The organism is Stenotrophomonas sp. YJH_SMC_79 (assembly GCF_059367995.1).
This window is the reverse complement of sequence record NZ_JCAFRK010000001.1, coordinates 13,159-39,936: the sequence shown is the minus strand read 5'-3', so window position 1 is coordinate 39,936 and position 26,778 is coordinate 13,159. Positions and strand designations below refer to the sequence as shown.

Below are 26,778 nucleotides of genomic sequence, written 5' to 3'. Positions count from 1 at the left end.
CTCCCCGCGGCGCTTACTTCTTGTCGACCGGCTTGGTCTCAGCCGGTGCTTCAGCCGGTGCCGGCGTGGCGGCCGGAGCCGGACGCGCCTTGACCACGCGCACGCCGCGCGCCTTCATCCAGGCGTCGAACTCTTCGGCGGTCATGCGCTTGCCGTTCTGGCTCATGTCGAAGCGCCAGGGCGTGTTGTCGAATTCGGTCTGCGGCTTGTAGGCCGCCGGATCGTTCGGCTTCACCGCCGGTGCGCTCGGAATGGCCTTGGCGATGTTCTGGCAGCCGTCGATGCGCAGGCGCTGCAGCACCTGGTCCAGCGACTGCGACGGATCATAGTTGCTGCTCAGCACACCGGCCGGCATGCCCAGCTGGTTGCCACGGATGTAGAGCTCGTCGGCCACCGGCGCGATGGTCGTGGCCGGCAACGGCAGCGGCGAGGCGCTGGTGTTGACCGAGCAATCGACCGCAGCGTGGGCGGCGGGAACCAAGGCCAGCGCCAGGAAGGCAGCCGATGCAGAGCGCAGCATGAGGAGCATCCACGAAAGGAAGTGACGCGGCGAGTTTAGCAATGCCGCGACAGCTTTCAAGCGCCACTTTCAATGAATACGGCAACTCATTGGTTTTACGAGCAAAAACCCGACGAACGGTTGTTCCCGGATCAACAGATGCCTGGATTCCGGACCTCAGAAACAACAAGACCCGGCCGAAGCCGGGTCCTGCTGTGTCTTGCGGGCAGAGCGTCAGAACTTAGTTCTGGACGTTCAGCTCGGTACGACGGTTCTTGGCGCGACCTTCCGGGTTGTCCGAACCATCCGGGTTGGTGTTCGGAGCAATCGGACGGCTCTCGCCGTAGCCGATCGGGCCGACCAGGCGACCGGCGTCAACGCCGTTCTTGGTCAGGTAGTTGTACACGGCGGTAGCACGACGCTCCGACAGCTTCTGGTTGTAAGCGTCGGTACCCTTCGAGTCGGTGTGACCGGCGACTTCAACGCGCAGATCCGGGTAACGCTTCAGGATCTCGGTGGCTTCGCTCAGGATCGCCACGGCGTCCGGACGCAGGTTCGACTTGTCGAAGTCGAAGTTGACGCCCTTCAGGTCGATGGAGACCGGCACCGGGCAACCGTCCGGACCGATGGTCTGACCCGGCTGCGAGTTCGGGCACTTGTCGTCGCAGTTGTTGACGCCGTCACCGTCGTCATCCAGGTCGGCGCAGCTCGGGGCAACCGGAGCCGGGGCCGGAGCAGCCGCGACCGGAGCCGGGCCCAGCGGGATCACGACGCCGACCGAAGCCAGCACGTCGCCGAACCAGCTTTCATCGTTGCCGGCACGCTTCGGGTTCACGCTCTGGTCGTCGAAATCAGCGCGGTAGGCGACTTCGGCGCGGACAGCAACGCGCTTCTCGAAGGTGGTCTGCAGACCGACGCCGACCTTGGCGGCAAAGTTGCCGTCCTTGCGGTCAGCCAGGCCACCGCCGATCGGGTTGTACTCTTCTTCCGACTTCTGGTAGCCCAGGCCGGCCAGCAGGTACGGGTTCCAGCCGCGGCCTTCCTTGATGAAGTGGCGACGCAGGTCCAGCGAGACGCCGTACTGCGACCAGTTCATGTCCTTGTTGGCGTCGAAGTTCGGGTTCTGGTAGTTCAGCTCACCGTCCAGCGACCAGTTCGGGCTGATGAACTTGCCCAGGCCCAGGGTGACGAACGGAGCGTCATTGGTCAGGCGGTCGCTGTCCTGGAAGTTGAAGCCGGCCGAACCGGTCAGGTACCAGCGGTCATCGAACTCCTGCGCGGACGCAGCCTGGGCGAAAGCCAGACCACCCAGCAGCGCGGCAGTAAGGATCTTCTTGTTCATTGAGTACAGCTCCTATTTCGGGGGTATGAAACCGGTAGAGGCATGGGCCAGCACTAGTGCGTCGATGTTCGACAGCCGATTCAGCACGCCACCGCCGCGAACATTATGCTCAGGCGGGTGAAGGTCATGTTAACAGTCCCGTAACATGTGAAGTGTTGTGCCCGACCCTCCACCGGTCCGACGTTGAAACCCTATACAGGATGATGAAAATCCGCAAGACCCTCACGCTGCAAGGGTTTGACGGGGTTTAGGTGCGGAATACGACATATTGCTCAACAGGTTGCTCCACGCGATTCAGCGCATCTGCTGAAACGTGAGGAACTCTATGATGGAGCCACGAACCCAGCCGGAGCCGAGATGAAAGCCGTCGCCCTGAGTCGTGAATCCGCCCCCGCCCTCTGCGATATCCACCTGCCCCCGCCGCTGCCTCCGGGTGGCCGCGACCTGTTGATCCGGGTCGAGGCCGTCTCGGTAAACCCGGTCGACGGCAAGCAGCGGGCGGCCACCGATCCGGCCACGCTCGACGCACCCCGCGTACTCGGGTGGGACGCCGCCGGCGTGGTCGAAGCGATCGGCGAGGACGCCAGCCTGTTCGCGTCCGGCGACGAGGTCTACTACGCCGGTGATGTCACCCGCCCGGGCTGCAATGCGCAGTTCCATCTTGTGGACGAACGCCTGGTAGCGCGCAAGCCGACCACGCTCGACTTCGCCGAAGCGGCCGCACTGCCATTGACCACGCTCACCGCGTGGGAACTGCTGTTCCAGCGCATGCCATTGCAGCTGGATGATCGCCGCCATGCCGGCCAGCACCTGCTGGTCATCGGCGGAGCAGGCGGCGTTGGATCGATGGCGATCCAGTTGGGCCGGCACGCCGGATTCGAGGTGATCGCCACCGCCTCGCGTGAGTCGTCGATCGACTGGTGCCGGCAGATGGGTGCCCAGCATGTGATCGACCACCGGCAGCCGCTGCTGCCCCAGCTGCAGGCATTGGGCATCGACGCAGTACAGGTCGCCCTCAACCTGGCCGACACCGACCAGTACTGGGATGCGTTGGGCCAGCTGCTGGCGCCACAGGGCCATGTCGGCCTCATCGTCGAACCACGCGGCGCGCTGCGCATCGGTGATCCCTACAAGGCAAAGTGCATCAGCATCCACTGGGAGTTCATGTTCGCGCGTTCGCGCTTCGCCACTGCGGACCGCATCGAACAGCACCGCATCCTCAGCCGCGCGGCCAGCATGATCGATGCTGGCCAGCTGCGCGGCACCCTCAGCGAGACGCTGGGCACGATCAATGCGGCGAATCTGGACATCGCGCATCAGCGCCTGGCCAGCGGACGCACGGTGGGCAAGCTGGCGCTGGCGGGCTGGGGCGATTGAGCCAGGCTGGAACGCCGATGTAGAGCCGAGCCCATGCTCGGCTGACGGGGCCAGGCAAAGCAGCCGAGCATGGGCTCGGCTACGGATTCTGCCTGTGGCGGCGGATTGGCCCGCATCTGTATCTATGGCGGCGGATGAATCGGGAATACGGTGGAAACAGATCCCCCCTCTCCCCGAGCGCCGCCATGCCCACCGCCCTGCCCCTGCGCCTGCTGCAACTGATCACCGGCCTGTTCCTGTATGGCTTCGGCGCATCGCTGATGATCCGTGCCGCCATCGGCGTGGCGCCCTGGGACGTGCTGTCGCAGGGCATCGCCGCGCAGACGCCGCTGTCGTTCGGGCTGGCCACCAACGTGATCGGCGCGCTGGTGCTGCTGCTGTGGTGGCCGCTGCGGCAGAAGCCGGGTGTCGGCACCGTGCTCAACGTGATGCTGATCGGCCCCTCCGCGCAGTTCGGGCTGTGGCTGCTGCCGCCAGCGGTCGGCCTTGGCTGGCAGCTGGCGATGTTCTGCGCCGGCATGCTGCTGGTCGCGCTGGCCACCGGCCTGTACATCGGTGCCAAGCTGGGCCCTGGCCCGCGCGACGGCCTGATGACCGGCCTGCACGCCCGCACCGGCTGGCCGATCTGGAAGGTACGCAGCCTGATCGAGGGCAGCGTGCTGCTGCTGGGCTGGTGGCTCGGCGGCAATGTCGGTGTCGGCACCCTCGCCTTCGCCCTGCTGATCGGCCCCCTGTGCGGGGTAACGCTGGGCTGGTTCGGGATTGGCCGGCCGCTGCCGGTAGTGCCGGCCGCTGGCCGGCAACCGCAGTCGCCCTGAGCTGACTGGAATGCCGGCCAGCGGCCGGCACTACCGCCCCCGGAGTTCGGGGGCAGCGCCGCAGGCGCGGGGGTTGGAGGCCGGTAAGTGGGGCCCGCGGTTCGCGCAGCGAAATGCGGGAGCGACAGCACGCATGTGCCGAGCGTACCCGGCCAGCGGCCGGCACTACCCCCGCGCCCCTTGCCCCGGCCGCCGTTTCCCGGCACGCTTCGCGCTTCCGTACGCAAGCGTATCGACCATGTCGCCAGCCAACGAAAGCGCCTATCCCCACCTGTTCGCCCCGCTGGACCTGGGCTTCACCCAGCTGCGCAATCGCGTGCTGATGGGTTCGATGCACACCGGCCTGGAAGATCGCGCCCGCGACTTCCCGCGCCTGGCCGCCTATTTCGCCGAGCGCGCCGAGGGCGGTGTCGGCCTGATCGTCACCGGCGGCTTCGCACCGAACGTGGTGGGCTGGTTGAAGCCGTTCGGCGGCAAGCTGTCCTGGCCCTGGGAAGTGCGCCCGCACCGGCAGCTCACCGCCGCCGCACACCAGCATGGCGCGAAGATCTGCCTGCAGCTGCTGCATGCCGGCCGCTATGCCTACCACCCCCTGTCGGTGGCACCGTCGAAGCTGAAGGCGCCGATCAATCCGTTCACCCCGCGTGCGTTGTCGGCCAGCGGCGTCGAGCGGCATATCGCCGACTACGCACGCAGCGCAAAGCTGGCCCGCGAAGCCGGCTACGACGGCGTCGAAGTGATGGGCTCGGAGGGCTACCTCATCAACGAGTTCATCGCCCCGCGCACCAACAAGCGCTCCGACCGCTGGGGTGGCGACGCCAACCAGCGCATGCGTTTTGCGGTCGAGATCGTGCGCCGCATCCGCGAAGCCTGCGGGCCCGACTTCATCATCATCTACCGCCTGTCGCTGGTGGACCTGGTGGAAGACGGCAGCAACTGGGAAGAGATCGTGCAGCAGGCCCAGGCCATCGAGGCCGCCGGCGCGACGATCATCAATTCCGGCATCGGCTGGCACGAGGCGCGTATCCCGACCATCGCCACCTCGGTGCCGCGCGCGGCCTTTGCCGGTGTCACCGCCAAGCTCAAGCCGCATGTGAAGGTGCCGCTGGTGGCAACCAACCGCATCAACATGCCCGAGGTCGCCGAGCGCATCCTGGCCGATGGCGGCGCCGACATGGTGTCGCTGGCGCGCCCGCTGCTGGCCGACCCGCAGTGGCCGAACAAGGCGCGCGCCGGCCGCCCCGAGGCGATCAACACCTGCATCGCCTGCAACCAGGCCTGCCTGGACCACGTATTCGAGAACAAGCTGGCCAGCTGCCTGGTCAATCCGCGTGCCGCACACGAGACCGAGCTGGTCTACCGTCCAGCTGCCACGCCGAAAAAGGTCGCAGTGGTCGGCGCCGGCCCTGCCGGCCTGGCCTGCGCCACGGTGGCCGCCGAGCGCGGCCACCAGGTCACCCTGTTCGATGCCAACGACGAAATCGGCGGCCAGTTCAACGTGGCCAAGCGCATCCCCGGCAAGGAAGAGTTCCACGAGACCCTGCGCTACTTCCGCCACAAGCTGGCTGAAACCGGCGTGCAGGTGCGCCTTGGCACGCGAGCCGATGCAGCCAGCCTGGCTGGCTTCGACGAGGTGGTGCTGGCAACCGGCATCACCCCGCGCAAGGTCGACTTCCCCGGCGCCGACCACGCCAAGGTGGTCAGCTACCTGGACGTTCTCCTGGGCCGGGTCACGGTGGGCGCCAATGCGGCGATCATCGGCGCCGGCGGCATCGGCTTCGATGTCGGCGAGTTCCTCAGCCACGCCGGTGAGTCTCCCTCGCTGGACCCGCAGCGCTGGATGGCCGAATGGGGCGTCGATGCCAGCTTCGAATCACGAGGCTCCCTGGCCCGGGCGCAGGCCGAGGCCTCGCCGCGCCGGCTGTGGCTGCTGCAGCGCAGCCCGGGCAAGCCCGGTGCGCGGCTGGGCAAGACCACCGGCTGGATCCATCGCGCAACGCTGAAGGCCAAGGGCGTGCGCATGCTCGGCGGCGTCGAGTACCTGGGCGTGGACGACGAGGGCCTGCGCATCCGTGTTGAAGGCAGCGAACAGCTGCTGCCGGTCGATCAGGTGGTGATCTGCGCCGGGCAGGAACCGAACCGCGCATTGCAGGCCGAACTGCAGGCCGCCGGCATCAACGCGCAGCTGATCGGCGGTGCCGATGTAGCCGCCGAACTGGATGCGAAGCGGGCGATCGACCAGGGCAGCCGGGTCGCCGCCGCGCTCTGATGAGCGCCTGAATGGGGGGCGGAATGTGATTTCCGTCACCCCGCCCGAACCTGAATGTCAAGCCGGGTGGTTCACGATGCGTTCGGCTATCCCCCCCTACCTTGCGCCATCTTCCGCTCACCAGCCAGTTTCCGGTGAGCCGGTGCGGCCCCCTCGATCGGTACTGATCGTTTCTTTTGGGGCCGCCCACGGGGCGGCCCCGATGGCCGCCTCCCCATGACGCCAAGTCGTACCCCGCGTCCTGTCGCCCCCCGCGACCGGAGGTGGAGAGTGCGGCCCATACGGAGCAAGGAGTTATATGAAACTGGCCTGGATTCTCTGGCTGTCGCAGTTGTTGCCGCAGCCGGCCGCTGATTCATTGTGTTTGAGCACCACCGTTTACCTGGAAGCCCGCGACCAGACCCTGCGCGGCCAGCAGGCCGTTGCCGAGGTCGCCCTGCGCCGTCTCGACAGCGGCCTGTGGGGCGACTCGATGTGCCAGGTGGTCACCGCGCGCAAGCAGTTCGCACCGACGATCGTCTCCCCCGGCACCCAGCTGGGCAACGACGCTGCCTGGAGCGAGGCGATGAACGTCGCCTTCGACGCCGAGCGCAACTGGGCGCTGCCGGCCGGCGAGCGCCGCGAGATCGTGCCCGGTGCCAGCCACTTCGCCGCGTTGTCCATCGCCAGCCCGAACTGGCGCAACGCCTACCAGGTGGCCACCATCGGCGATCACACCTTCTATAAGGTGCAGAACCTCAAGCCGCGGCAGTCGTAACAATCCGTGCTGGCGGCAGCGTTGCCGCCCGCCGGCAGGCTCTGGGATAGTGGGCGTTTCCCGCCCGCATCACCTGGAGTTCCCATGAAGCTGTACAGCAAGCCCGGTGCCTGTTCCACCGCCGACCACATCGCCCTGCAGTGGACCGGCCAGTCGTTCGAGGTCGAACTGCTGAACAAGGACACCCTGAAGGGTCCGGAATTCCTCAAGATCAATCCGGCCGGCGCCGTACCCGCGCTGGTCGACGGCGACTTCGTGCTGCTGCAGAACGCCGCGATCATGGGCTATATCGCCGACACCTGCCCGCAGGCCGGCCTCGGCGGTGACGGCAGCCCGCGACAGCGCGCCGAAGCCACCCGCTGGCTGGCCTTCGTCAATTCCGACGTGCATCCGGCCTTCTCGCCGCTGTTCGCACCGGGCAAGTTCATCGCCGACGAAAGCCAGTTCGATGCGATCCGTGCCGCCGCGCACAAGCGCCTGCGCAGCCTGTTCGAGACCGCCGACAAGCAGCTTGCCGACAAGCCGTGGCTGGCCGGCTTCCGCAGCTTCGCCGACCCGTACTTCTACATCACCCTGCGCTGGGCTGCCGGCACCAAGGTCGACCTGTCCGGCCTGGACAACCTGGCCGCCTACAAGGCACGCATGGACGCCGATGCCGGCGTGCAGGCCGTGCTGAAGGCCGAGGGCCTGGCCTGAGGATGACCCGGGGTCGGATCCGTCTGCACAACAGGCGGCTCCGACCCCATCGGTTTCATCGGTGCAGTCAACCGATCTGGCGGATCACTTCACCGTTGGCGTCGCGCAGGTAGGTCGGCACCACCTCGATACGCAGCGTTCCCGCCACCGGGTAGATGCCACGTTCGGCACGCACGCCAGCCAGGGTCTCCAGACCCGTCTCGTCCAACGCCCAGCGCGCGCTGTCGGCCGACACGTCGCCCACGTCACCACGCCCGGCTGGAATGAACTCCCACTGCCGCTCGCGGCTGGCCAGTTCCAGCGACTTTCCGTGGCGCAGGCGCAGCGGCAGCAGTTCGCAGACGCTCGCGACCTGGCCCGCGCCGAGCACCAGTGTGGTGACGCCAGCCTCCTGCCTCCAGTCCAACGTCTCGATGAACAGCATGCCGGTGCTGGAGCCCTCGCGCTCGCTGCCGGCCTGCACCTGGGCTGCCAGTGCCGGATCGTCCAACAGGTTGCGGCGGTGCAGATCACTGATCCACAGCGGCATCGCCGGCTGCAGCGCCTGCAGCACGCCGCGCGTCGACCAGCGCTTGACCGCCTCCATCTCTTCGTCGGTCAGCCCGACCAGCTGCAGGAACTGCAGGTGGCCATTGGCGGTGTCGCGCGCCGGCAACTGCGGATCGGCAATGAAGGCCAGGTGGCACAGGCGCGTGCCGGTCTCCAGCGCGATCGGACCGTTGGCATTCAGATGGTGACCATCCTCGAACACGTTGCCGCTGCCAAACACGTAGCGCGCCAGGTTCTGCAGCAGGTTCATCGGCCACACCGGTGGCGTGCTGCCGGCGTGCTCACCGGCTTCGGCAGCGAGGCGGAAGGTCAGCTCGAAACCATAACCGCTGGCGGCGGCATCGCTGCTCTCCTTGGTGTACAGCTCGGAGAAGCCGTAGGTGATGTAGTGCCAATGCGGTACCGGCGCATCCACCCAGTACACGCTGATGCCATCCAGCGGATCCCGGCCACCGAGCGTGTAAGGCAGTGCGGTGCCGAAATGACGCGGCTCCTGCCCGGCATACAGGGGCGCCAGCGCCGCATTGATCGCATCCCAGCCGGGGGTATCGGTGTCGTCGTGGTCGTCCTGCACGCGGGACTCCTTGTGGGGAAGTGAACCGATCACTTTACGTGGTGATTCAGGCCTGCACGACCTCATTGCCAGCGCTCACCACGGCCGCCTGGGTTTCCTGCCACCAGCGCTGCGCCAGCGCCGGGCTGCGCGCCTTTCCCACCGCGGCCAGCAGCTCCGGGCACAGGCGCTCCAACGCCAGTGCATCGGTGCAGCGTTCAATCTTCAACTGCATGAAATAGCCCTTCAGGCCGAGGTGGCGTCGCACCGCCTCGCTCATCGCGTCGTACAACTGCTGGTACAACGCCGGATCCCGTTCGCGGCCGGTGCTGATGCCACGTACCGGTGCCACCTCGGCATTGCCACCGACCACTTCGATCAGGCCCTGCGCTTCCAGCTGCTCCAGCGCATCGGCCGGTGCGCGCAGGCCCTCGAACAGGCCGCGCAGTTCAGTGTCATCGCGATGGCCGTCGACCATCAGCAGGATCGAACGCAGTGCCGCCGGCAGGCGCCGGCCACGGTCTTCGATTTCCTGACGGCCAGCGGCCGTCTTGGCGTGCAGCAATGCCATTGCATCCCCCTCCCTTGATGCGCCATGCCAGCGTGCCCTGGTGGGCACGCTCCCCTGTGTGCCATCCCCAAGCGGCACGCGCGTTCCCCGGCGCGCGCCGCGTGTTGCAGGTCAATGACAGGCCGAGCTTAGCGCATGTACCGCGGGTAGTGCCGGCCGCTGGCCGGCAACCTCCGGATTGACGGGATTGCCGGCCAGCGGCCGGCACTCTCGGGTCAGCGCCCCAGCGCCCGGCGGATCTCCTCCAGCGCGCTGGGATCATCCAGCGTCGACAGGTCGCCCGGGTCGCGCTGTTCGGCCAGCGCCTGCAGCGAGCGCCGCAGCAACTTGCCCGAACGGGTCTTGGGCAGTGCGTTGACCACATGCACGTGCGCCGGGCGCGCGACCGCGCCGAGCGAGGTGGTCACCGTGGCCATCATCTCCGCCACCACCGGTGCCGGGTCCTCACCGTTGAGCCCCTGCTTGAGGGTAACGAACACCAGCGGCACCTGCCCCTTCAGCTCGTCCTTGACCCCGATCACCGCCGCCTCGGCCACGCGCGGATGGCTGGAAACGGCTTCCTCGATCTCACGCGTACCGAGGCGATGCCCGGCCACGTTGATCACATCATCGGTGCGCCCCAGGATGAAGGTATAGCCATCGTCGTCGCGGATCGCCCAGTCCAGCGAGCTGTACAACAGTTCCTTGAAGTGGCTGAAGTAGCTCTGCAGGAAGCGGCTGTCATCATTCCACACGGTGCTCATGCAACCCGGCGGCAACGGTGGCGACACCACCAGTACGCCCTTCTGCCCCGGCGCGACCTCCTCGCCGGTGTTCTCGTCGATCACCTTCATCCGGTAACCGAGATTGGGGAAGCCGGGCGAACCGAAGCGCACCGGCTTCATTTCCAGGCCTGGCAGCAGGGTCAGCGCCGGCCAGCCGGTTTCGGTCTGCCAATAGTTGTCGATGATCGGCTTGCCCAGCGCTTCGCTGATCCAGTGCGCGGTGGGTTCGTCCAGTGGCTCGCCGGCCAGGAACAGGTACTTCAGCGCGCCCAGGTCATGGCGATGGATGAAGTCCGCGTCGTGCTTCTTCAGCACGCGGATGGCGGTCGGCGAAGAGAACATCGTACGCACGTTGTACTGCTCGCACAGCGCCCACCAGATGCCCGGGTCCGGATTGGTCGGCAGCCCTTCGTACAGCAGCGAGGTGCAGCCACCAATCAGCGGGCCGTAGACGTTGTAGGAATGGCCGACGGCCCAGCCGACATCGGAGGTGGAAAACATCACCTGCCCCGGCTTGCAGTCGAACACGGTCTCCATCGACTGCGCCATCGCCACCGCATAGCCACCGACATCACGCTGCACGCCCTTCGGCTTGCCGGTGGTGCCGGAGGTATACAGCAGGTAACTCGGCTCGCTCGCTTCCAGCCACTGCACCGGCACATCGACCTCACCGATCTGCGCGCGCAGCGTGGCGTACTCCACGTCACGGCCCGGCACGCGCGGTTCGGCCGCGTCCAGTCCGCGCGACACGATCAGCACGTGCGGCGGCGGCGAGGCCGCTTCGGCGCAGGCGGCGTCGACCATGGGCTTGTAGGGAATCCGCTTGCCACCGCGCATGCCGGCATCGGCAGCGATCAGCAGCTTGGGCCTGGCGTCGTCGATGCGCAGCGCCAGGTTGTGCGCGGCGAAGCCACCGAACACCACCGAGTGCACCGCACCGATGCGCGCGCAGGCCAGCATGGCGAACACGGCCTCGGCCATGTTCGGCATGTAGATCACCACGCGGTCGCCGTGGCCGACACCGAGGTGCTTGAGCACCGCGGCGAAGTCGTTCACTTCGCGGTACAGCTGGCGATAGGTGATCTCGCGTGTGCTGTTGGTCTCGGTGGAGATGGCGATCAGCGCGAGCTGGTCGGCGCGCTCGGCCAGGTGGCGGTCGACGGCGTTGTAGCAGAGATTGGTTTCGCCGCCGACGAACCAGCGCCGGAACGGCGGGTTGCTGTAGTCGAGCACCTGCTGCGGCGGTTTATGCCAATGGATGCGCTTGGCTTCCTCGCCCCAGAAGGCCTCCGGCTCGTCGATCGAGCGACGGTAGGTTTCCTCGTAGTTCATGACGCAGCCCTCCCAGACAAAGTCATGGGTTCGAGGATAGTCCGGCGCTGGCGCGCGGGCCGCCCTACCTTGGTAGGGGGTGGGTTTGTTCTGCAGGGCTTGCAGCCCTGCACCTGCCCAAGCCGAAGCAACAGCAGAAGCTGGCTTACTGGGAGATGGCGGGGTGGGTCCGATTGCGGGGGACGCCGTGAATCCGTCCATGTAAGCTCGGTCGCCGCATCCATGCGGCTCACGCCCCCGCAACCGGACCCACCCCGCCTTCGACAGTTTTCTGCGATCTGTTGGAACGACGTTATGCCTTGGTGGGTGTCGACCTTGGTCGACGCGGTAGATCCACGCCATGCGTGGATGATTCATTCGATATCTGACAGAAAAATCGTGTCGACCAAGGTCGACACCTACCAACAGCTGCGCGGAACAACGGCCAGCGTTACCAACAGCCGAGTGAACCTGTCGAAGGTGGGGCGGTGTCGGAGTGCGGGGCGTCAGCCGCATGGATGCGGCTGCCAAGCCTACAGGGACGTACTTGCGGCGTCCCCGCACTCCGACACCGTCCCGCCAACTCACGTATAGCCCGCTTTTGACGTTGACGTTGATTCTGCGGGTGCAGGGCTGCAAGCCCTGCCGAACCCCTAGAACGGAGTCGCGGACTCGAACGCGAGCGCCTCGCCCGTCAGCGGGTGGGTGAACCGCAGGTTGCGCGCATGCAGATGCACACGCTGCGCCGGTGCGGCGCCATACAGCACGTCACCGACGATGGGATGGCCAAGACTGGCCATGTGCAGGCGCAGCTGATGGCTGCGGCCAGTGATCGGTTCCAACGCCACCCGGGTGTGCTGCGCCTCAACATCACGGGCCAGTACGCGCCAGCGGGTCAACGCCGGCTTGCCACGCTCATGGTCGACCATCTGCTTCGGCCGGTTCGGCCAGTCCACGATCAACGGCAGGTCCACTTCGCCGGCATCGCCTTCCATCACGCCCTGCACCACGGCTTCGTAGCACTTGCCAACCTGGCGCTGCTCGAACTGCATCGACAACGCCGCCTGCATGTCCTTGCCGCGCGCATGCAGCAGCAGGCCGGAGGTCACCTGGTCCAGGCGGTGCACGGTCAACGCGTCCGGGTACAGCGCCTGCAGGCGCGCGACCACGCAGTCCTGGTTCTCGGCGCTGCGGCCAGGCACGGACAGCAGGCCGGCCGGCTTCTCGGCCACCAGCAGCGCGTCGTCGATGTAATGCAGGTGGATCATGCGGTTCCAGGAATTCCAAATGAAAACGGGGAAGCCGAAGCCCCCCCGTTTTCTGCGTACCGACCAACGGTCGGTACCTGCCTTGATGGAAGACGTACCGGCTCGCACCGGTACCGCCTGCATCAGCCCAGCAGGTGGGCGACGCCGGCGCGCTCTTCTTCCAGCTCGGCCAGGGTCTTGTCGATGTACTTCTGGCTGAAGTCGTCGATCGGCAGATCCTTGACCAGGGTGTACTTGCCGTTCTCGGTGGTCACCGCAAAGCCGAAGATCACGCCTTCCGGAATGCCGTAGGAACCGTCGGACGGCACGCCCATGGTGACCCACTTGCCGTTGCTGCCCAGCACCCAGTCACGCACGTGGTCGATCGCTGCGTTGGCGGCCGAAGCAGCCGAGGACGAGCCACGGGCTTCGATGATCGCCGCGCCGCGCTTGCCGACGGTCGGGATGAAGGTGTTGGCGTTCCACTCCTGGTCGTTGATCGCATCAGCGATCGACGCACCATCGGCGGTGGCGAAACGGTAGTCCGGGTACATGGTCGGGCTGTGGTTGCCCCACACGACCAGCTTCTCCATGCCACCGACCGGCTTGCCGAGCTTGGTCGACAGCTGGCTCAGCGCGCGGTTGTGGTCCAGGCGCAGCATGGCGGTGAAGTTTTCCGGCTTCAGGTCCGGCGCCGACTTCATGGCGATGTAGGCATTGGTGTTGGCCGGGTTGCCGACCACCAGCACCTTCACGTCACGGCTGGCGACCTTGTTCAGCGCCGCACCCTGGGCGGTGAAGATCTTGGCGTTTTCCAGCAGCAGGTCCTTGCGCTCCATGCCCGGGCCGCGCGGACGCGCGCCGACCAGCAGGGCGATGTCGGCGTCCTTGAACGCGACTTCGGCGTCATCGGTGCCGACCATGCCGGCCAGCAGCGGGAAGGCGCAGTCTTCCAGCTCCATCATCACGCCCTTCAGGGCGGCCTGGGCCTTGTCGACCGGCAGTTCCAGCAGCTGCAGGATGACCGGCTGGTCCTTGCCCAGCATTTCGCCGGAGGCGATGCGGAACAGCAGGGCATAACCGATCTGGCCGGCGGCGCCGGTCACGGCAACACGAACGGGTGCTTTCATGGGGGTTTCCTCTTGCTTGCAAGCGTTTGATGGGACGCCGCGGGCGGAGCCACGCAGGCCTGGCGGGCGGCGGGGAACAGGGAAACGGCCACCCGTGGGTGGCCGTTTCGAAGGGGGATCAGGCGGCGAGGTGCTTGTTCCACTCGGCGACGCGGTCGGCCTGGGCGGCCAGCACGGCGTCGACGTCGCCTTCCAGGGTGATCGAATGGATCACGTCACCCTGCTTGACCGAATCGACGATGGCCTGGCCTTCCAGGACCTTGCCGAAGACGGTGTGGCGGCCGTCCAGCCAGTCGGTCTTGATGTGGGTGATGAAGAACTGGCTGCCGTTGGTGTTCGGGCCGGCGTTGGCCATCGACAGCGAGCCGACCTCGTGCTTCACGCCATTCTTCTCGTCTTCGAACTTGTAGCCCGGGCCGCCGGTGCCACGACCCTGCGGGCAGCCGCCCTGGATCATGAAGTCGGCGATCACGCGGTGGAAGATCAGGCCGTCATAGAAGCCGTGCTTGACCAGGTTCACGAAGTTGGCCACGGTCAGCGGCGCCTTGTCGGCGAACAGCTCGACCTTGATCGGGCCCTGGGTGGTGTCGAAAGTGGCGATGAGGGACATGAAGATCCTTGATGCAGAGGGGAACGCGTCTAGCCACCTAGTTTACACCTGCCTCGTGGCGGCGGCGGCTTCGACCATCGGTGAAGAACCCGGCTTCAGCCCGCGGATGGGAAGCCCCGTCTCCCGGCCCTGGCCGCCCCGGCAGAGGCAGCGGACAGCCACCTGAATGGGTCCCGCGACGGGTGTGAAATCCACCTTTTCGCGAATCGTCAAGTTCGACGTATAATGTTGGACTTCTTTTTCCAAATCCGGCGCCGACTGGCCCCCTTTCGTATGTCCATCGAAAATCTTCGCAACATCGCCATCGTCGCCCACGTCGACCATGGCAAGACCACCCTGGTCGACCAGCTGCTGAAGCAGTCCGGCACCCTGTCCGAGCGCACCGTCCTCGCCGAGCGCGTGATGGACAGCAACGACCAGGAAAAGGAACGCGGCATCACCATCCTGGCCAAGAACACCGCCATTACCTGGGAAGACAAGAAGACCGGCATCAAGAACCGGATCAACATCGTCGACACCCCCGGCCACGCCGACTTCGGTGGTGAGGTCGAGCGCGTGCTGTCGATGGTCGACACCGTGCTGATCCTGGTCGATGCGATGGACGGCCCGATGCCGCAGACCCGCTTCGTGACCCAGAAGGCCTTCGCGATGGGCTTCAAGCCGATCGTCGTGGTCAACAAGGTCGATCGTCCGGGCGCCCGTCCGGAATGGGTGATCGACCAGGTCTTCGACCTGTTCGACAAGCTCGGCGCCACCAACGAGCAGCTGGACTTCCCGATCGTCTACGCCTCGGGCCTGAACGGCTACGCCGGCCTGGAAGACACCGTGCGCGACGGCGACATGACCCCGCTGTACGAAGCGATCATGCAGCACGCGCCGCGTCCGGAAGTTGACCCGGAAGGCCCGTTCCAGATGCGCATCAGCCAGCTGGACTACAACAACTTCGTGGGCGTGATCGGCATCGGCCGCATCCAGCGCGGCACCCTGAAGAAGAACATGCAGGTCGCGGTCATCGACCGTGAAGGCAAGAAGCGCAACGGCAAGGTGCTGCAGGTGCTGGGCTTCATGGGCCTGGAGCGCATCGAGCAGGATACCGCCGAGGCCGGCGACATCGTGGCCATCTCCGGCATCCAGGAGCTGACCATCTCCGACACCATCTGCGCCCCGGACACCCCGGAAGCCCTGCCGGCGCTGACCGTCGACGAGCCGACCATCTCGATGACCTTCCAGGTCAACAACTCGCCGTTCGCCGGCAACAAGGACCTGTCCGGTGGCAAGTTCCTGACCAGCCGCCAGATCAAGGACCGCCTGGACCGTGAAAAGGTCCACAACGTGGCCCTGAAGGTCGAGCAGCTGGAAGACGCCGACAAGTTCCTGGTCTCCGGCCGTGGCGAACTGCACCTGTCGGTGCTGATCGAGAACATGCGTCGCGAAGGCTACGAGCTGGCCGTGTCGCGCCCGGAAGTGATCATCAAGGAAATCGACGGCCAGATGATGGAGCCGATCGAGCAGCTGGTGGTGGACATCGAAGAAATCCACCAGGGCGGCGTGATGGAAAAGCTGGGCACCCGCAAGGGCCAGCTGAAGAACATGGAATCGGACGGCAAGGGCCGCGTGCGCCTGGAATACTCGATCCCGGCCCGTGGCCTGATCGGCTTCCAGAACGAGTTCAAGACCCTGACCCAGGGTTCGGGCCTGCTGTTCCACGTGTTCGACCACTACGGTCCGAAGGAACAGGGCGCGATCGCCAAGCGCATCAACGGCGTGATGATCGCCAATGCGCCGGGCACCACGCCGGCCTACTCGCTGGGCCCGCTGCAGGAGCGCGGCAAGCTGTTCGCTGCTGAAGGCGACAACGTGTATGAAGGTCAGCTGGTCGGTATCCACTCCAAGGACAACGACCTGACCGTCAACGCGATCAAGACCAAGCCGCTGACCAACATGCGCGCTTCGGGCAAGGACGATGCGATCCAGCTGACCCCGGCGATCAAGTACTCGCTGGAACAGGCCCTGGACTTCATTGAAGACGACGAGCTGGTCGAGATCACCCCGAAGGAGATCCGTCTGCGCAAGAAGTTCCTGACCGAAAGCGACCGCAAGAAGGCTTCGCGCGGCGGCTGAGCCAGCACCCCGTGAACCAGAGCGGCTACAACCCGGATCCACACCGGCATCCGGGTCTCCATGTCATCGCCCTGCTCGAAGCGAGCAAGGCGATGCTGGCGCTGTTGGCCGCCACCGGGCTGGAAGTGCTCGGACCGCAGCCGCTGCGGCACGGCATCATGGTCCTGATCCGGCGTTTCAGCCTGGATCCGGACCATGGCACCCTGCCCTCGCTGCTGCACATGATCAGCCCCGACGCGGTGCACCTGGCCGCGGCGGGGATGATCGGCTACGGCCTGCTGCACCTGGTCGAAGCCTGGGGCCTGTGGCGGGCCAAGGCCTGGGCCTCCTGGCTGGGTTGCCTGACCGCCTCGCTGTACCTGCCCTTCGATATCTTCGCGATCATCCGTCATCCCGGCTGGCCGTCCTGGACGATCCTGGCGATCAACCTGATCGTGGTCTACGTCCTCGCCCGCGACCTGCGCAAGCGCCACCGCTGAGCAGCGGCTACACTGGGGATTGGAGCCGACCAAGCCGCCCCATGCGCCCGTCCTTGCCGCCTCTGCTGACCTGCCTGCTCGCCGCGCTGCCTGCGCTGCTTTCGGCTGGCTGCAGCCCGGCCACGCCCAGCGCGCATGCGGCCGAACCTGCGAGCCGCAACGTGCCGTTCCCGTACGCCGAAACCGATGTCGCCGACCTGCAGGCGCGGATGACCGCCGGTGAGCTGGACAGCACCACCCTGACCCAGGCCTACCTGCAGCGTATCGCCGCGCTGGACCGCACCGGGCCACGCCTGCGCGCGGTGATCGAACTCAACCCCGATGCCCTGAAGGAAGCCGCCGCCCGCGACCGCGAGCGCCGCGAAGGCCGCCTGCGCGGCCCGCTGCATGGCATCCCGCTGCTGCTCAAGGACAACATCAACGCCGCGCCGATGGCCACCAGTGCCGGCTCGCTGGCGCTGCAGGGCTTCCGCCCGGACGATGCCTACCTGGTGCGGCGCCTGCGCGAGGCCGGCGCCGTGGTGCTGGGCAAGACCAACCTCAGCGAGTGGGCCAACTTCCGCGGCAACGATTCGATTTCCGGCTGGAGTGCCCGCGGCGGCCAGACCCGCAACCCCTATCGCCTCAGCCACTCGCCCTGCGGCTCCAGCAGCGGCAGTGCGGTGGCGGTGGCCGCCAACCTCGCCAGCGTGGCGATCGGCACCGAGACCGACGGCAGCATCGTCTGCCCGGCCGCGATCAACGGTGTGGTCGGCCTGAAGCCGACTGTCGGGCTGGTCAGCCGCGATGGCATCGTGCCGATCTCCTTCAGCCAGGACACCGCCGGGCCGATGACCCGCAGCGTCGCCGATGCTGCTGCCGTGCTGACCGCGATCGCCGGCCGCGATGACGCCGATCCGGCCACCGCGACCATGCCCGGCCGTGCGGTCTACGACTACACCGCGCGCCTGGACCCGCAGGGCCTGCGCGGCAAACGCATCGGCCTGCTGCAGACGCCGCTGCTGAAGTACCGTGGCATGCCGCCGCTGATCGATCAGGCGGCGACCGAACTGCGCCGCGCCGGCGCCGTGGTGGTGCCGGTAGAGCTGCCCAATCAGGGCGCCTGGGCCGAGGCCGAGCGCACGCTGCTGCTGTACGAATTCAAGGCCGGGCTGGAGCGCTACTTCAGCACCCACCGCGCACCACTGCGCACCCTGGCCGACCTGATCGCCTTCAACCAGGCGCACAGCAAGCAGGAACTGGGCCTGTTCGGCCAGGAGCTGCTGGTGGAGGCCGATGCCACCGCCGGCCTGGCCGATCCCGCTTACATCCGCGCGCGCAGCGATGCGCGCCGCCTGGCCGGCCCGGAAGGCATCGACGCCGCCCTCGCCGCCCATCAACTCGATGCGCTGGTGGCACCGACCACCGGCGTCGCATGGGCGATCCGCAGCGAAGGCGACGACTTCCCCGGCGAGAGCTACAGCGCCGCTGCCGTGGCCGGTTACCCCAGCCTGACCGTGCCGATGGGCCAGATCGACGGCCTGCCGGTCGGCCTGCTGTTCATGGGCACCGCCTGGAGCGAACCGAAGCTGATCGAAATGGCCTACGCGTACGAACAGCGCACGCGCGCACGGCGCCCGCCGCACTTCGATACCGATGCGCTGATCGACGCCGGCGAGCCCTGATCCGGTAGTGCCGGCCGCTGGCCGGCAGATCCGGGGTCGCCGGCCAGCGGCCGGCGCTACCGTTCGGGCTCCAGCTCCACCGGCACGATCGCAGCCTCACCATCTTCAGCACCTGGCGAACGCACATCCGCGGTACGCGCACGTGGACCACGCGGCATATCCAGCTCATCTTCGTGTTGCAGCCGCGCACGTACCTGCGGCAACGACTGCGGATGTTCACGTGCGAGGAAATCAAGCATGCGCTCGCGCACCAGGCAGCGCAGGTCGAAGGCATCGCCGGAACTGCGCGCGCTGACCAGCAGTCGCACCTGGATCGCACGCTCGCTGGTCTCGGTCACCTGGGTCACGCAGACCCGGCCATCCCACAGCGCTTCGCCACGACAGATGCGCTCCAGCTCGGCGCGGATCGCCGCGATCGGCGCACGGTAGTCCAACCACAGGAACGCGGTGCCGAGCAGGTCGGCGCTGCGCCGCGTCCAGTTCTGGAACGGGTTCTCGATGAACCAGGTCAGCGGCACCACCATCCGCCGCTCGTCCCAGATGCGCACCACCACGTAGCTGCTGCCGATCTCCTCGATACGCCCCCACTCACCTTCAACGATCACCACGTCATCCAGCCGGATTGGCTGCGTCACCGCGATCTGCAGGCCGGCGATGAGGTTGCCGAACACCGGCTTGGCCGCGATACCGGCCACCAGGCCGATCAGGCCCGCTGAGGCCAACAGGGCGGTACCGATCTTCTGCACCATCGGGAAGGTCAGCAGCACCAGCGATGCGCCCAGCACGATGATGCCGCCCATCAGCACACGGCTGAGCACCCGCGTCTGAGTCTGGATGCGGCGCGCTTCCAGGTTGTCGGAGACATCGATGGGATGGCTGCGCAGGATCGCGCGCTCGCCCGCCGCCACCACGCGTACCAGCAGCCAGATGAAGCATGCGGTCAGCGCGATGTGCAGCACATGCTGCAGATTACCCAGTACAGGATCCTGCAGCGGCGTGGCCTGCAACGCGGGGATCAACAGCAGCAGTGGCCACGCGGTGGCCATCGGCAGCCCGAGCACGCGACCGATGCGGGCGCGCCGGCGATCACGCCCTTTCAATCGATGATAGATCCACAGGATCAGCCACGCGCCGATGCCGCCCACTACTGCTGCCAATCCCAACGGCCATGCGTAGGCCTGTGCGCTTTGCCAGTGCACCGTTGCCACCTCCACTCGAACAGCAAGCGGACAGCCTCGCGCATGCCGCATGAGCGTCACGTCAGTCGTTCGTAAGAAGGGTGTTGGTCGGCAGGGCTTGCAGCCCTGCACCTGCTGCGTGCTGGAGCAACAGCAACAGCAACAGCAACAGCCGAAGCAGAAGCGGGTTTCCTGTGGGATGGCGGGGTGGGTCCGGTTGCGGGAGACGCCGTAAACCCGTCCTTGGGGGCTTGGCCGCGGCATCCATGCCGCGGACACTCCCACAACCGGACCCACCCCGCCTTCGACAGATTCCCGCGATCTGCAGTAGATCCACGCCATGCGTGGATGAATCTCCATCGGAATCGAATATTTCGAATTGGAATCCCAAAGCATCCACGCATGGCGTGGATCTACCGTGTCGACCAAGGTCGACACCCACCAACAGCCGCGGGAATCTGTCAAAGGTGGGGCGGTGTCGGAGTGCGGGGTGTCAGCCGCATGGATGCGGCTGCCAAGCTTACAGGGACGTACTTGCAGCGCCCCCGCACTCCGACACCGCCCCGCCATCCCACGGAATCCATGCTGTTGCCGTTGCTTCGGCCGTTGCCGTTGCTTCGGCCGTTGCCGTTGCGTCCGCAGGTGCAGGGCTGCAAGCCCTGCCGCAACACACTTACCGCACTTGCTCCTGCTTGCGCACGATCGCCATCGCAATCTCCAGCGACTGCTCGTAATTCAACCGCGGATCCACCGTCGAACGATACGCACGTTCCAGGTCACGCTCGGTCAGCTCGCGTGCGCCACCGGTGCACTCGGTCACGTCCTCGCCGGTCAGCTCCAGGTGCACGCCACCCAGGCGCGTGCCTGCGGCCGCATGCAGATCGAACGACATCTCCACCTCACCGCGCACGTTGTCGAAGCGACGTGTCTTGAAACCGTTGGCGGTGCTCTCGGTATTGCCATGCATCGCATCGCATACCCACAGCACGCGACGACCATCGCGCTTGACCGCGTCCAGCAGCGGCGGCAGCTTCTCGGCAATCTGCGCTGCGCCCATGCGGTGGATGAAGCTCAGGCGGCCCGGCTCGTCATGCGGGTTGAGCACGTCAATCAGGCGCAGCAGCTGGTCCGGCGTCACCGACGGGCCCACCTTGATCGCAATCGGATTGCGCACGCCACGCAGGTATTCCACGTGCGCGCCATCCAGCGCAGCGGTGCGCATGCCGATCCACGGGTAGTGCGTGCTCAGGTTCAACCAGCCCTGCTGGCGCGGCACCTGCCGGGTCAACGCCTGCTCGTAGGGCAGCAGCAGTGCTTCATGCGAGGTGTAGAAATCGATCCGGTTGAGGTTGTGCACGCGAGCCCCGGCGAGGGTCTCCATGAAGTGCACTGCATCGCCGATCGAGGCCACCATCTTCTGGTACTCGGCCGCCAGCGGCGAATGCCGCACCCACTCCAGGTTCCAGTACTCGGGGTGGTGCAGGTCGGCGAAACCACCGTCGATCAGCGCGCGCACGAAGTTCATCGTCATCGCCGAATGTGCGTGTGCCTGCAGCATCCGCTTCGGGTCCGGCAGGCGTGCCGCTTCGGTGAAGGCCGGCGCGTTGATCACATCGCCGCGATAGCTGGGCAGGGTCACGCCGTCGCGGGTCTCGGTGTCGGCCGAGCGCGGCTTGGCGTACTGGCCGGCGAAGCGGCCAACACGGATCACCGGCTGGCGCAGGCCGTGCACCAGCACCAGGCTCATCTGCAGCAGCACCTTCAGCCGGTTGGAGATGGTGCCCGATTCACAGTCGCTGAAATTCTCGGCGCAGTCGCCGCCCTGCAGCAGGAAGCGCTTGCCTTCCTGGGCCTCGGCCAGCTGCTGCTTCAGCGCCAGGATCTCCCATGAGGTGACCAGCGGCGGCAACCGCTTCAGCTCGTGCAGGGCCGCGTCCAGTGCCACCGGGTCGGGGTAGGTCGGCATCTGCAGCGCGGTCTTGCCACGCCAGCTCTCCGGCGACCAGGCAGCGCCGGCGACGGTCGCGGCGGGATCGGGGACGGGCGGAACGGCGGACAGGCTCATTGCAGACTTCCGGGATGGGGGGCGGTCATGGTCGCAGAGCCAGCCGCTGACGCAAAGGGCCGATCCGGCCGGCCTGCTCGCCTGAACGGCAGGGAAAGGCCGACGCCAGCGGCCAGATCCTGCATGGTCAGCCGCCCGGGACAGGCGCATGCTTTGTTACGGAGTAACACTTCTACGTCATGGACCGGCCCCTTCCACATCCAGCCGCCACCTCTCCCACCATGAAGCCCTCGCCCCTCGCTACCGGCATCACCTTCGCCCTGGCCCTGGCCAGCCTGCCCGCCTTCGCCTCGGCAGCCGACGACACCCCTTCGTCCGTCAGGGACCTGGACGCAGTCACCGTCCACGCCCAGCTCGACCAGGCGCGCAACACGCTGTCGCCGGACATCGGCAGCAGCCAGTACCAGATCACCGCCGAGGACATCCAGAAGCAGCCACTGGGCGCCTCCGCGCCGCTCAGCCAGGTACTGCTGCAGGCCCCGGGCGTGGTCCAGGATTCCTACGGCGGCGTGCACGTCCGCGGCGACCACGCCAATCTGCAGTACCGCATCAACGGCGTACTGCTGCCGGAATCGATCTCCGGCTTCGGCCAGACCCTGGACGCGCGCACCATCAAGAGCATCCGCCTGATGGACGGCGCACTGCCGGCGCAGTTCGGCGAGCGCACCGCCGCGGTGGTCGACATCACCACCCGCAACGGTGCCGAACTGGGCAACGGCGGCAGCGCGGGGCTGACCACCGGCTCGTTCGGCAAGGTCAATCCGGACGCCTCCTGGTGGGGCAACCAGGGGCGCTGGAGCTGGTTCCTGACCGGCAACTACGACCAGAACGACGTCGGCCTGGAGAACCCCACCAGCACGCGCAAGCCGTTGCACGACGACACCCACCAGGGCAAGGCATTCGCCGACCTCACCTACCTGGTCAATGAGAACACCCGCCTGAGCGTGTTCGCCGGCTTCGCCAACAACCGCTTCCAGATTCCGGTCAATCCGGGCCAGGCACCGCAGTTCGGCTACCTCGACACCACGACCTTCGACTCAAGCCAACTGGATGAGACCCAGCGCGAGACCACGCGCTTCGGCATGCTGGTGCTGCAGGGCACGCTCGGCAGCACCGCCTACCAGCTGTCGGCCGGGCAGCGCTACAGCGATGTGGCGTTCAACCCGGATGTCATCGGCGACCTGGTGTTCAGTGGCGTCGCCTCGCAGGTCCAGCGCAGCAACCGCGCCAACACCCTGCAGGCCGACTTCTCAACGCCGTTGGGCAACGACCACACGCTGCGCTATGGCCTGTACGGCAATTACGAGAACGCGCGGGCGAACAGCAACAGCTGGGTGTTCCCGGTTGATGACGGCGGCCAGCAGTCCAGCACCACACCGCTGTTGATCCCCGACCGCAGCGCCTTCCATGCCAGCACGCTGGCACTGTACGTACAGGACGAATGGAAGATCGGCGACGACTGGACCGTCAACTACGGCCTGCGTGGCGACCGCTACAGGGCCTTCGGCCGCACCGAGGGCCAGCTCAGCCCGCGCGTGGGCGTGGTCTGGAATGCCAGCGACAGCACCACCGTGCATGCCGGCTACTCGCGCTACTTCACGCCACCGGCCAGCGAGCTGATCGCCAGCGGCGACATCGCCCTGTACGACGGCACCACCAACCAGCAGCCCAGCGGCGGCAACAACACACCGCTGGCCGAGCGCAGCGACTACTACGACATCGGCGTCTCGCAGCAACTGGGCGAACACCTGACCCTGGGCCTGGATGCGTACGATCGTCGCGTCGCGCGGCTGCAGGACGAAGGCCAGTTCGGCGCCGCCTACATCTATTCGACCTTCAACTACCGCCGTGGTCACATCCGTGGCCTGGAGTTCAGCGCCGACTACAGCAACGGTCCGTTCAGTGCCTACTTCAACGCCGCGCTGAACAAGGCCATCGGTACCGACGTCATCACCAGCCAGTACAACCTCGACCCGGAAGCGCTGGCCTATGTGGCCAACCACTGGATCCACCTCGACCACGACCAGAAGCTGACGTCGTCCGGTGGGCTCAGCTACGCCTTCGCCGGGCACAACCGGATCGGCGCCAACTACGTGTTCGGCAGCGGCCTGCGTTCGGACATCGAAGGCGTGCCCAATGGCGGCGAGCTGCCGTCGTACCTGCAGGTGAACCTCAGCGCCGGGCACGACTTCAACGCCGACAGTGGGCATCCGCTGCACGTGCAGCTGGCGGTGATCAACGCGCTGGACCGCAGCTACCAGCTGCGCGACGGTGGCGGTGTTGGCGTGTTCGCGCCGCAGTGGGGGCCGCGCCGTGGTGCTTACCTGAGCCTGCAGCAGGACTTCTGAGGTAGTGCCGGCCGCTGGCCGGCATTGCCACGGTGTGCCGGCCAGCGGCCGGCACTCCCCTGCTTCAGCGCTTGACCTTGCGCAGCGACACCACCAGCGCCCACAGCGCCAGCAGCACGAACCACACACCCGACCACATCGGCATGGTCAGGCCCAGGAAGGTCCAGTCGATGTTGCCGCAGTTGCCGGTACCGGTCAGCACCGTGCGGAACACTTCCAGCGGCCCCATGGTCTCGCTCAGGAAGGCCAGCGGCGGGCCACAGGTGGAACCCATTTCTGGCGGCAGCATCTGCACGTAGACGTGGCGCGCGGCGATGCCGACGCCTACTGCCGCGGCGATGAAGGCCAGAACGCCATAGGTCGCCCGGCCGGGGCGGTTGGACGGTCCGTGCAGCGCACCGATCAGGAACAGCAGGCCCAGCGCAGCGAACGCCAGGCGCTGGAAGATGCACAACGGACACGGTTCCAGGCCCATCTTCAGCTGCAGGAAGATGGCGTAGCCGAGCAGGCCTGCGCAGATCAGGAAGCCCAGGAAGAACTGGGCACGGAAGGGCCAGCGCAGTGGATTCATCGTCAACGCTCGAATGGATCAAGACGCCAAGCGTAACCGAGAGCGCGCGCCATTCGAACCGCCACAGGTGACGCCTGTCGGAACGGTGTGGGTCAGAGCCTGCTGCGGGTAGCGCCGGGCCATGCCCGGCGGGCGCAGCAGAAACGGAAACGCCGGGCATGGCCCGGCGCTACCAGAACGCAAAAGCCCGGCAGAGGCCGGGCTTTCGCTGTGTCGCGTTGGAGCGGTCCGATTACTCGGCCACTTCCTCGGCCACGACCGGACGGTCAACCAGCTCGACGTAGGCCATCGGCGCGTTGTCGCCCGCGCGGAAGCCGCACTTCAGCAGGCGCAGGTAGCCGCCCGGACGGTTCGCGTAGCGCGGGCCCAGGATGGTGAACAGGTTGCCCACGGCTTCGTTGTCGCGCAGGCGGGCGAAGGCCAGACGGCGGTTGGCGACCGAGTCGACCTTGGCCAGGGTGATCAGCGGCTCGGCAACGCGGCGCAGTTCCTTGGCCTTCGGCAGGGTGGTCTTGATCAGCTCGTGCTTGAACAGCGAGGCAGCCATGTTCTTGAACATCGCTTCGCGGTGGGCGCTGGTGCGGCTGAACTTACGGCCAGACTTCTGGTGACGCATGGTGATATTCCTTGGTTAATGATGGGGCTGTGTGGATCGTTGTCGCCATCCTGGCGTTGCTGCGTGGACTGCGGATGGTCCTGGCCGCCCATCCTGGACGACCTGCCGCGCGAACCTGGGGTTCGTCGTGGCGTGTTGTGTTGCGTTGAAGGCTCCACCGTTGCCGGTGGAGCCTCCAGGCATTACCGATATCAGCCCAGCATGCCGTGGCTGGCGACGCCGGCCGGCGGCCAGTTCTCCAGCTTCATGCCGAGCGACAGGCCGCGCTGAGCCAGCACTTCCTTGATCTCGGTGAGCGACTTCTTGCCCAGGTTCGGGGTCTTCAGCAGCTCCACTTCGGTCTTCTGGATCAGATCGCCGATGTAGTAGATGCTTTCAGCCTTCAGGCAGTTGGCCGAACGCACGGTCAGCTCCAGATCGTCGATCGGGCGCAGCAGCACCGGATCCACGCCGTTGTTGGCCGGCTTCGCCGCACCGCGGTCGCGGTGGGTGAAGTCACCGAACACCGACAGCTGGTCGCTGAGGATGTCGGCGGCGGTGCGCACGGCTTCCTCGGCATCGATGGTGCCGTTGGTCTCGATATCGATGACCAGCTTGTCCAGGTCGGTACGCTGTTCGACGCGGGCCGCTTCCACGGCATAGGCGACGCGGCGGACCGGCGAGAACGAGGCATCCAGGACCAGGCGGCCGATGGCACGGGTTTCTTCGTCCGGACGACGACGCGCGGCAGCCGGCTGGTAGCCGAAACCACGTTCGATCTTCAGACGCATGTTGATTGCCGTGTCCTTGGTCAGGTGGCAGATAACATGGTCGCCGTTCAGGATCTCCACATTGTGGTCGACCTTGATGTCGGCAGCGGTGACAACGCCCGGACCCTGCTTGGACAGGGACAGGGTGGCGCTGTCGCCGGAGTGCATACGGATGGCCACGTCCTTGAGGTTCAGCAGGACTTCGAGCACGTCCTCCTGCAGACCTTCGACCGTGGTGTACTCATGCAACACGCCGTCGATTTCGACTTCCGTGATGGCGAAGCCCGGGATGGACGACAGCAGCACGCGACGCAGGGCATTACCCAGCGTATGCCCGTAACCCCGCTCCAAAGGTTCGATAACGACCTTTGCACGGGTGTCGGTAAGGCGTTCGATCTGCGGACCGCGAGGACGCAGAACCTGGTTGGCGGTAACCGTCATGTTGCGGGTTCTCCTAGTGAACCCCCGGCCGTCGCCGGGGGCTCTCCAATGTG

Annotated in this window: 22 protein-coding genes; 9 read left to right on the top strand and 13 right to left on the bottom strand. The window is 66.5% G+C overall.

The features are described 5' to 3' along the window. Positions 1–13: 13 nt before the first annotated feature. A complete protein-coding gene (locus AC5P57_RS00240) occupies positions 14–520 on the bottom strand; it encodes a hypothetical protein (protein WP_010483956.1) in 507 nt (168 codons plus the stop codon). Between the two features lie 220 nt (positions 521–740). Beyond that, a complete protein-coding gene (locus AC5P57_RS00235) occupies positions 741–1,841 on the bottom strand; it encodes an OmpA family protein (protein WP_005412354.1) in 1,101 nt (366 codons plus the stop codon). A gap of 357 nt (positions 1,842–2,198) precedes the next feature. On the opposite strand from AC5P57_RS00235, the gene AC5P57_RS00230 reads away from it, so the two are divergent. The 5 genes from AC5P57_RS00230 to AC5P57_RS00210 all read left to right on the top strand — a co-directional run bounded on the left by AC5P57_RS00230 (position 2,199) and on the right by AC5P57_RS00210 (position 7,758). Continuing rightward, on the top strand, positions 2,199–3,218 hold the full coding sequence (locus AC5P57_RS00230) for a zinc-binding alcohol dehydrogenase family protein (protein ID WP_099551217.1): 1,020 nt from the start codon (positions 2,199–2,201) through the stop codon (positions 3,216–3,218). 185 nt (positions 3,219–3,403) lie between these two features. After that, positions 3,404–4,036: a membrane protein YczE gene (gene yczE / locus AC5P57_RS00225; protein ID WP_495219406.1), complete on the top strand. Its 633-nt coding sequence runs from the start codon at positions 3,404–3,406 to the stop codon at positions 4,034–4,036. A 238-nt stretch (positions 4,037–4,274) separates the two neighbouring features. Then, a complete protein-coding gene (locus AC5P57_RS00220) occupies positions 4,275–6,305 on the top strand; it encodes an NADPH-dependent 2,4-dienoyl-CoA reductase (RefSeq protein ID WP_099551219.1) in 2,031 nt (676 codons plus the stop codon). 298 nt (positions 6,306–6,603) lie between these two features. After that, positions 6,604–7,062, top strand: coding sequence for a cell wall hydrolase (locus tag AC5P57_RS00215; protein ID WP_004154513.1), 459 nt, complete (start codon positions 6,604–6,606; stop codon positions 7,060–7,062). Positions 7,063–7,146: 84 nt separating this feature from the next. Continuing rightward, positions 7,147–7,758: a glutathione S-transferase N-terminal domain-containing protein gene (locus tag AC5P57_RS00210; protein WP_134529199.1), complete on the top strand. Its 612-nt coding sequence runs from the start codon at positions 7,147–7,149 to the stop codon at positions 7,756–7,758. Positions 7,759–7,825: 67 nt separating this feature from the next. On the opposite strand, the gene AC5P57_RS00205 is transcribed toward AC5P57_RS00210, so the two are convergent. From AC5P57_RS00205 to AC5P57_RS00180, 6 genes are all read right to left on the bottom strand, one after another. Beyond that, positions 7,826–8,881, bottom strand: coding sequence for a suppressor of fused domain protein (locus AC5P57_RS00205; RefSeq protein WP_142807325.1), 1,056 nt, complete (start codon positions 8,879–8,881; stop codon positions 7,826–7,828). Between the two features lie 46 nt (positions 8,882–8,927). Next, complete coding sequence (locus AC5P57_RS00200; protein WP_142807324.1) at positions 8,928–9,431, bottom strand: hypothetical protein; 504 nt, start codon at positions 9,429–9,431, stop codon at positions 8,928–8,930. 215 nt (positions 9,432–9,646) lie between these two features. Further along, positions 9,647–11,527 (bottom strand): propionate--CoA ligase, encoded by a 1,881-nt coding sequence (gene prpE, locus AC5P57_RS00195; RefSeq protein ID WP_262235957.1) that lies wholly within the window; start codon positions 11,525–11,527, stop codon positions 9,647–9,649. Between the two features lie 632 nt (positions 11,528–12,159). Further along, positions 12,160–12,774, bottom strand: coding sequence for an RluA family pseudouridine synthase (locus AC5P57_RS00190; RefSeq protein ID WP_099551224.1), 615 nt, complete (start codon positions 12,772–12,774; stop codon positions 12,160–12,162). A 122-nt stretch (positions 12,775–12,896) separates the two neighbouring features. Continuing rightward, positions 12,897–13,883, bottom strand: coding sequence for a malate dehydrogenase (locus AC5P57_RS00185; protein ID WP_004153634.1), 987 nt, complete (start codon positions 13,881–13,883; stop codon positions 12,897–12,899). Between the two features lie 118 nt (positions 13,884–14,001). Then, positions 14,002–14,493, bottom strand: coding sequence for a peptidylprolyl isomerase (locus tag AC5P57_RS00180; protein WP_005408225.1), 492 nt, complete (start codon positions 14,491–14,493; stop codon positions 14,002–14,004). A 273-nt stretch (positions 14,494–14,766) separates the two neighbouring features. Here AC5P57_RS00180 and typA point away from each other — a divergent pair, with 273 nt between their 5' ends. Genes typA through AC5P57_RS00165 form a run of 3 tightly spaced genes read left to right on the top strand, consistent with a single transcriptional unit; the run spans position 14,767 to position 18,757 of the window. Then, positions 14,767–16,614, top strand: coding sequence for a translational GTPase TypA (gene typA / locus AC5P57_RS00175; RefSeq protein ID WP_032129766.1), 1,848 nt, complete (start codon positions 14,767–14,769; stop codon positions 16,612–16,614). A gap of 11 nt (positions 16,615–16,625) precedes the next feature. Next, positions 16,626–17,093 carry a DUF2127 domain-containing protein gene (locus AC5P57_RS00170; protein WP_005415426.1) on the top strand — a complete coding sequence of 156 codons (468 nt, stop codon included), beginning with the start codon at positions 16,626–16,628 and terminating at the stop codon, positions 17,091–17,093. 41 nt (positions 17,094–17,134) lie between these two features. Further along, a complete protein-coding gene (locus tag AC5P57_RS00165) occupies positions 17,135–18,757 on the top strand; it encodes an amidase (RefSeq protein WP_262235956.1) in 1,623 nt (540 codons plus the stop codon). 56 nt (positions 18,758–18,813) lie between these two features. Here the strand turns inward: AC5P57_RS00165 and AC5P57_RS00160 are convergent, their stop codons facing one another. Further along, positions 18,814–19,956 carry a mechanosensitive ion channel family protein gene (locus tag AC5P57_RS00160; protein ID WP_099551250.1) on the bottom strand — a complete coding sequence of 381 codons (1,143 nt, stop codon included), beginning with the start codon at positions 19,954–19,956 and terminating at the stop codon, positions 18,814–18,816. A 652-nt stretch (positions 19,957–20,608) separates the two neighbouring features. Next, entirely contained in the window at positions 20,609–22,000 is a 1,392-nt protein-coding gene (locus tag AC5P57_RS00155) for a class II 3-deoxy-7-phosphoheptulonate synthase (protein ID WP_099551227.1), read from the bottom strand. Positions 22,001–22,221: 221 nt separating this feature from the next. On the opposite strand from AC5P57_RS00155, the gene AC5P57_RS00150 reads away from it, so the two are divergent. After that, positions 22,222–24,348 carry a TonB-dependent receptor gene (locus AC5P57_RS00150; RefSeq protein ID WP_262235954.1) on the top strand — a complete coding sequence of 709 codons (2,127 nt, stop codon included), beginning with the start codon at positions 22,222–22,224 and terminating at the stop codon, positions 24,346–24,348. Positions 24,349–24,412: 64 nt separating this feature from the next. Here the strand turns inward: AC5P57_RS00150 and AC5P57_RS00145 are convergent, their stop codons facing one another. The 3 genes from AC5P57_RS00145 to AC5P57_RS00135 form a co-directional block, all read right to left on the bottom strand. After that, complete coding sequence (locus tag AC5P57_RS00145; RefSeq protein WP_010483974.1) at positions 24,413–24,919, bottom strand: disulfide bond formation protein B; 507 nt, start codon at positions 24,917–24,919, stop codon at positions 24,413–24,415. 232 nt (positions 24,920–25,151) lie between these two features. Then, on the bottom strand, positions 25,152–25,535 hold the full coding sequence (gene rplQ / locus AC5P57_RS00140) for a 50S ribosomal protein L17 (RefSeq protein WP_005408217.1): 384 nt from the start codon (positions 25,533–25,535) through the stop codon (positions 25,152–25,154). Positions 25,536–25,726: 191 nt separating this feature from the next. Further along, positions 25,727–26,725 (bottom strand): DNA-directed RNA polymerase subunit alpha, encoded by a 999-nt coding sequence (locus AC5P57_RS00135; protein ID WP_005408216.1) that lies wholly within the window; start codon positions 26,723–26,725, stop codon positions 25,727–25,729. Positions 26,726–26,778 lie beyond the last annotated feature (53 nt).

Bases quoted from the DNA above. Each gene is read 5' to 3' on its own strand.
- AC5P57_RS00240 (WP_010483956.1), bottom strand. From the start codon at position 520: ATGCTGCGCTCTGCATCGGCTGCCTTCCTGGCGCTGGCCTTGGTTCCC.
- AC5P57_RS00235 (WP_005412354.1), bottom strand. From the start codon at position 1,841: ATGAACAAGAAGATCCTTACTGCCGCGCTGCTGGGTGGTCTGGCTTTC.
- AC5P57_RS00230 (WP_099551217.1), top strand. From the start codon at position 2,199: ATGAAAGCCGTCGCCCTGAGTCGTGAATCCGCCCCCGCCCTCTGCGAT.
- yczE (WP_495219406.1), top strand. From the start codon at position 3,404: ATGCCCACCGCCCTGCCCCTGCGCCTGCTGCAACTGATCACCGGCCTG.
- AC5P57_RS00220 (WP_099551219.1), top strand. From the start codon at position 4,275: ATGTCGCCAGCCAACGAAAGCGCCTATCCCCACCTGTTCGCCCCGCTG.
- AC5P57_RS00215 (WP_004154513.1), top strand. From the start codon at position 6,604: ATGAAACTGGCCTGGATTCTCTGGCTGTCGCAGTTGTTGCCGCAGCCG.
- AC5P57_RS00210 (WP_134529199.1), top strand. From the start codon at position 7,147: ATGAAGCTGTACAGCAAGCCCGGTGCCTGTTCCACCGCCGACCACATC.
- AC5P57_RS00200 (WP_142807324.1), bottom strand. From the start codon at position 9,431: ATGGCATTGCTGCACGCCAAGACGGCCGCTGGCCGTCAGGAAATCGAA.
- prpE (WP_262235957.1), bottom strand. From the start codon at position 11,527: ATGAACTACGAGGAAACCTACCGTCGCTCGATCGACGAGCCGGAGGCC.
- AC5P57_RS00190 (WP_099551224.1), bottom strand. From the start codon at position 12,774: ATGATCCACCTGCATTACATCGACGACGCGCTGCTGGTGGCCGAGAAG.
- AC5P57_RS00185 (WP_004153634.1), bottom strand. From the start codon at position 13,883: ATGAAAGCACCCGTTCGTGTTGCCGTGACCGGCGCCGCCGGCCAGATC.
- AC5P57_RS00180 (WP_005408225.1), bottom strand. From the start codon at position 14,493: ATGTCCCTCATCGCCACTTTCGACACCACCCAGGGCCCGATCAAGGTC.
- typA (WP_032129766.1), top strand. From the start codon at position 14,767: ATGTCCATCGAAAATCTTCGCAACATCGCCATCGTCGCCCACGTCGAC.
- AC5P57_RS00165 (WP_262235956.1), top strand. From the start codon at position 17,135: ATGCGCCCGTCCTTGCCGCCTCTGCTGACCTGCCTGCTCGCCGCGCTG.
- AC5P57_RS00155 (WP_099551227.1), bottom strand. From the start codon at position 22,000: ATGAGCCTGTCCGCCGTTCCGCCCGTCCCCGATCCCGCCGCGACCGTC.
- AC5P57_RS00150 (WP_262235954.1), top strand. From the start codon at position 22,222: ATGAAGCCCTCGCCCCTCGCTACCGGCATCACCTTCGCCCTGGCCCTG.
- AC5P57_RS00145 (WP_010483974.1), bottom strand. From the start codon at position 24,919: ATGAATCCACTGCGCTGGCCCTTCCGTGCCCAGTTCTTCCTGGGCTTC.
- rplQ (WP_005408217.1), bottom strand. From the start codon at position 25,535: ATGCGTCACCAGAAGTCTGGCCGTAAGTTCAGCCGCACCAGCGCCCAC.
- AC5P57_RS00135 (WP_005408216.1), bottom strand. From the start codon at position 26,725: ATGACGGTTACCGCCAACCAGGTTCTGCGTCCTCGCGGTCCGCAGATC.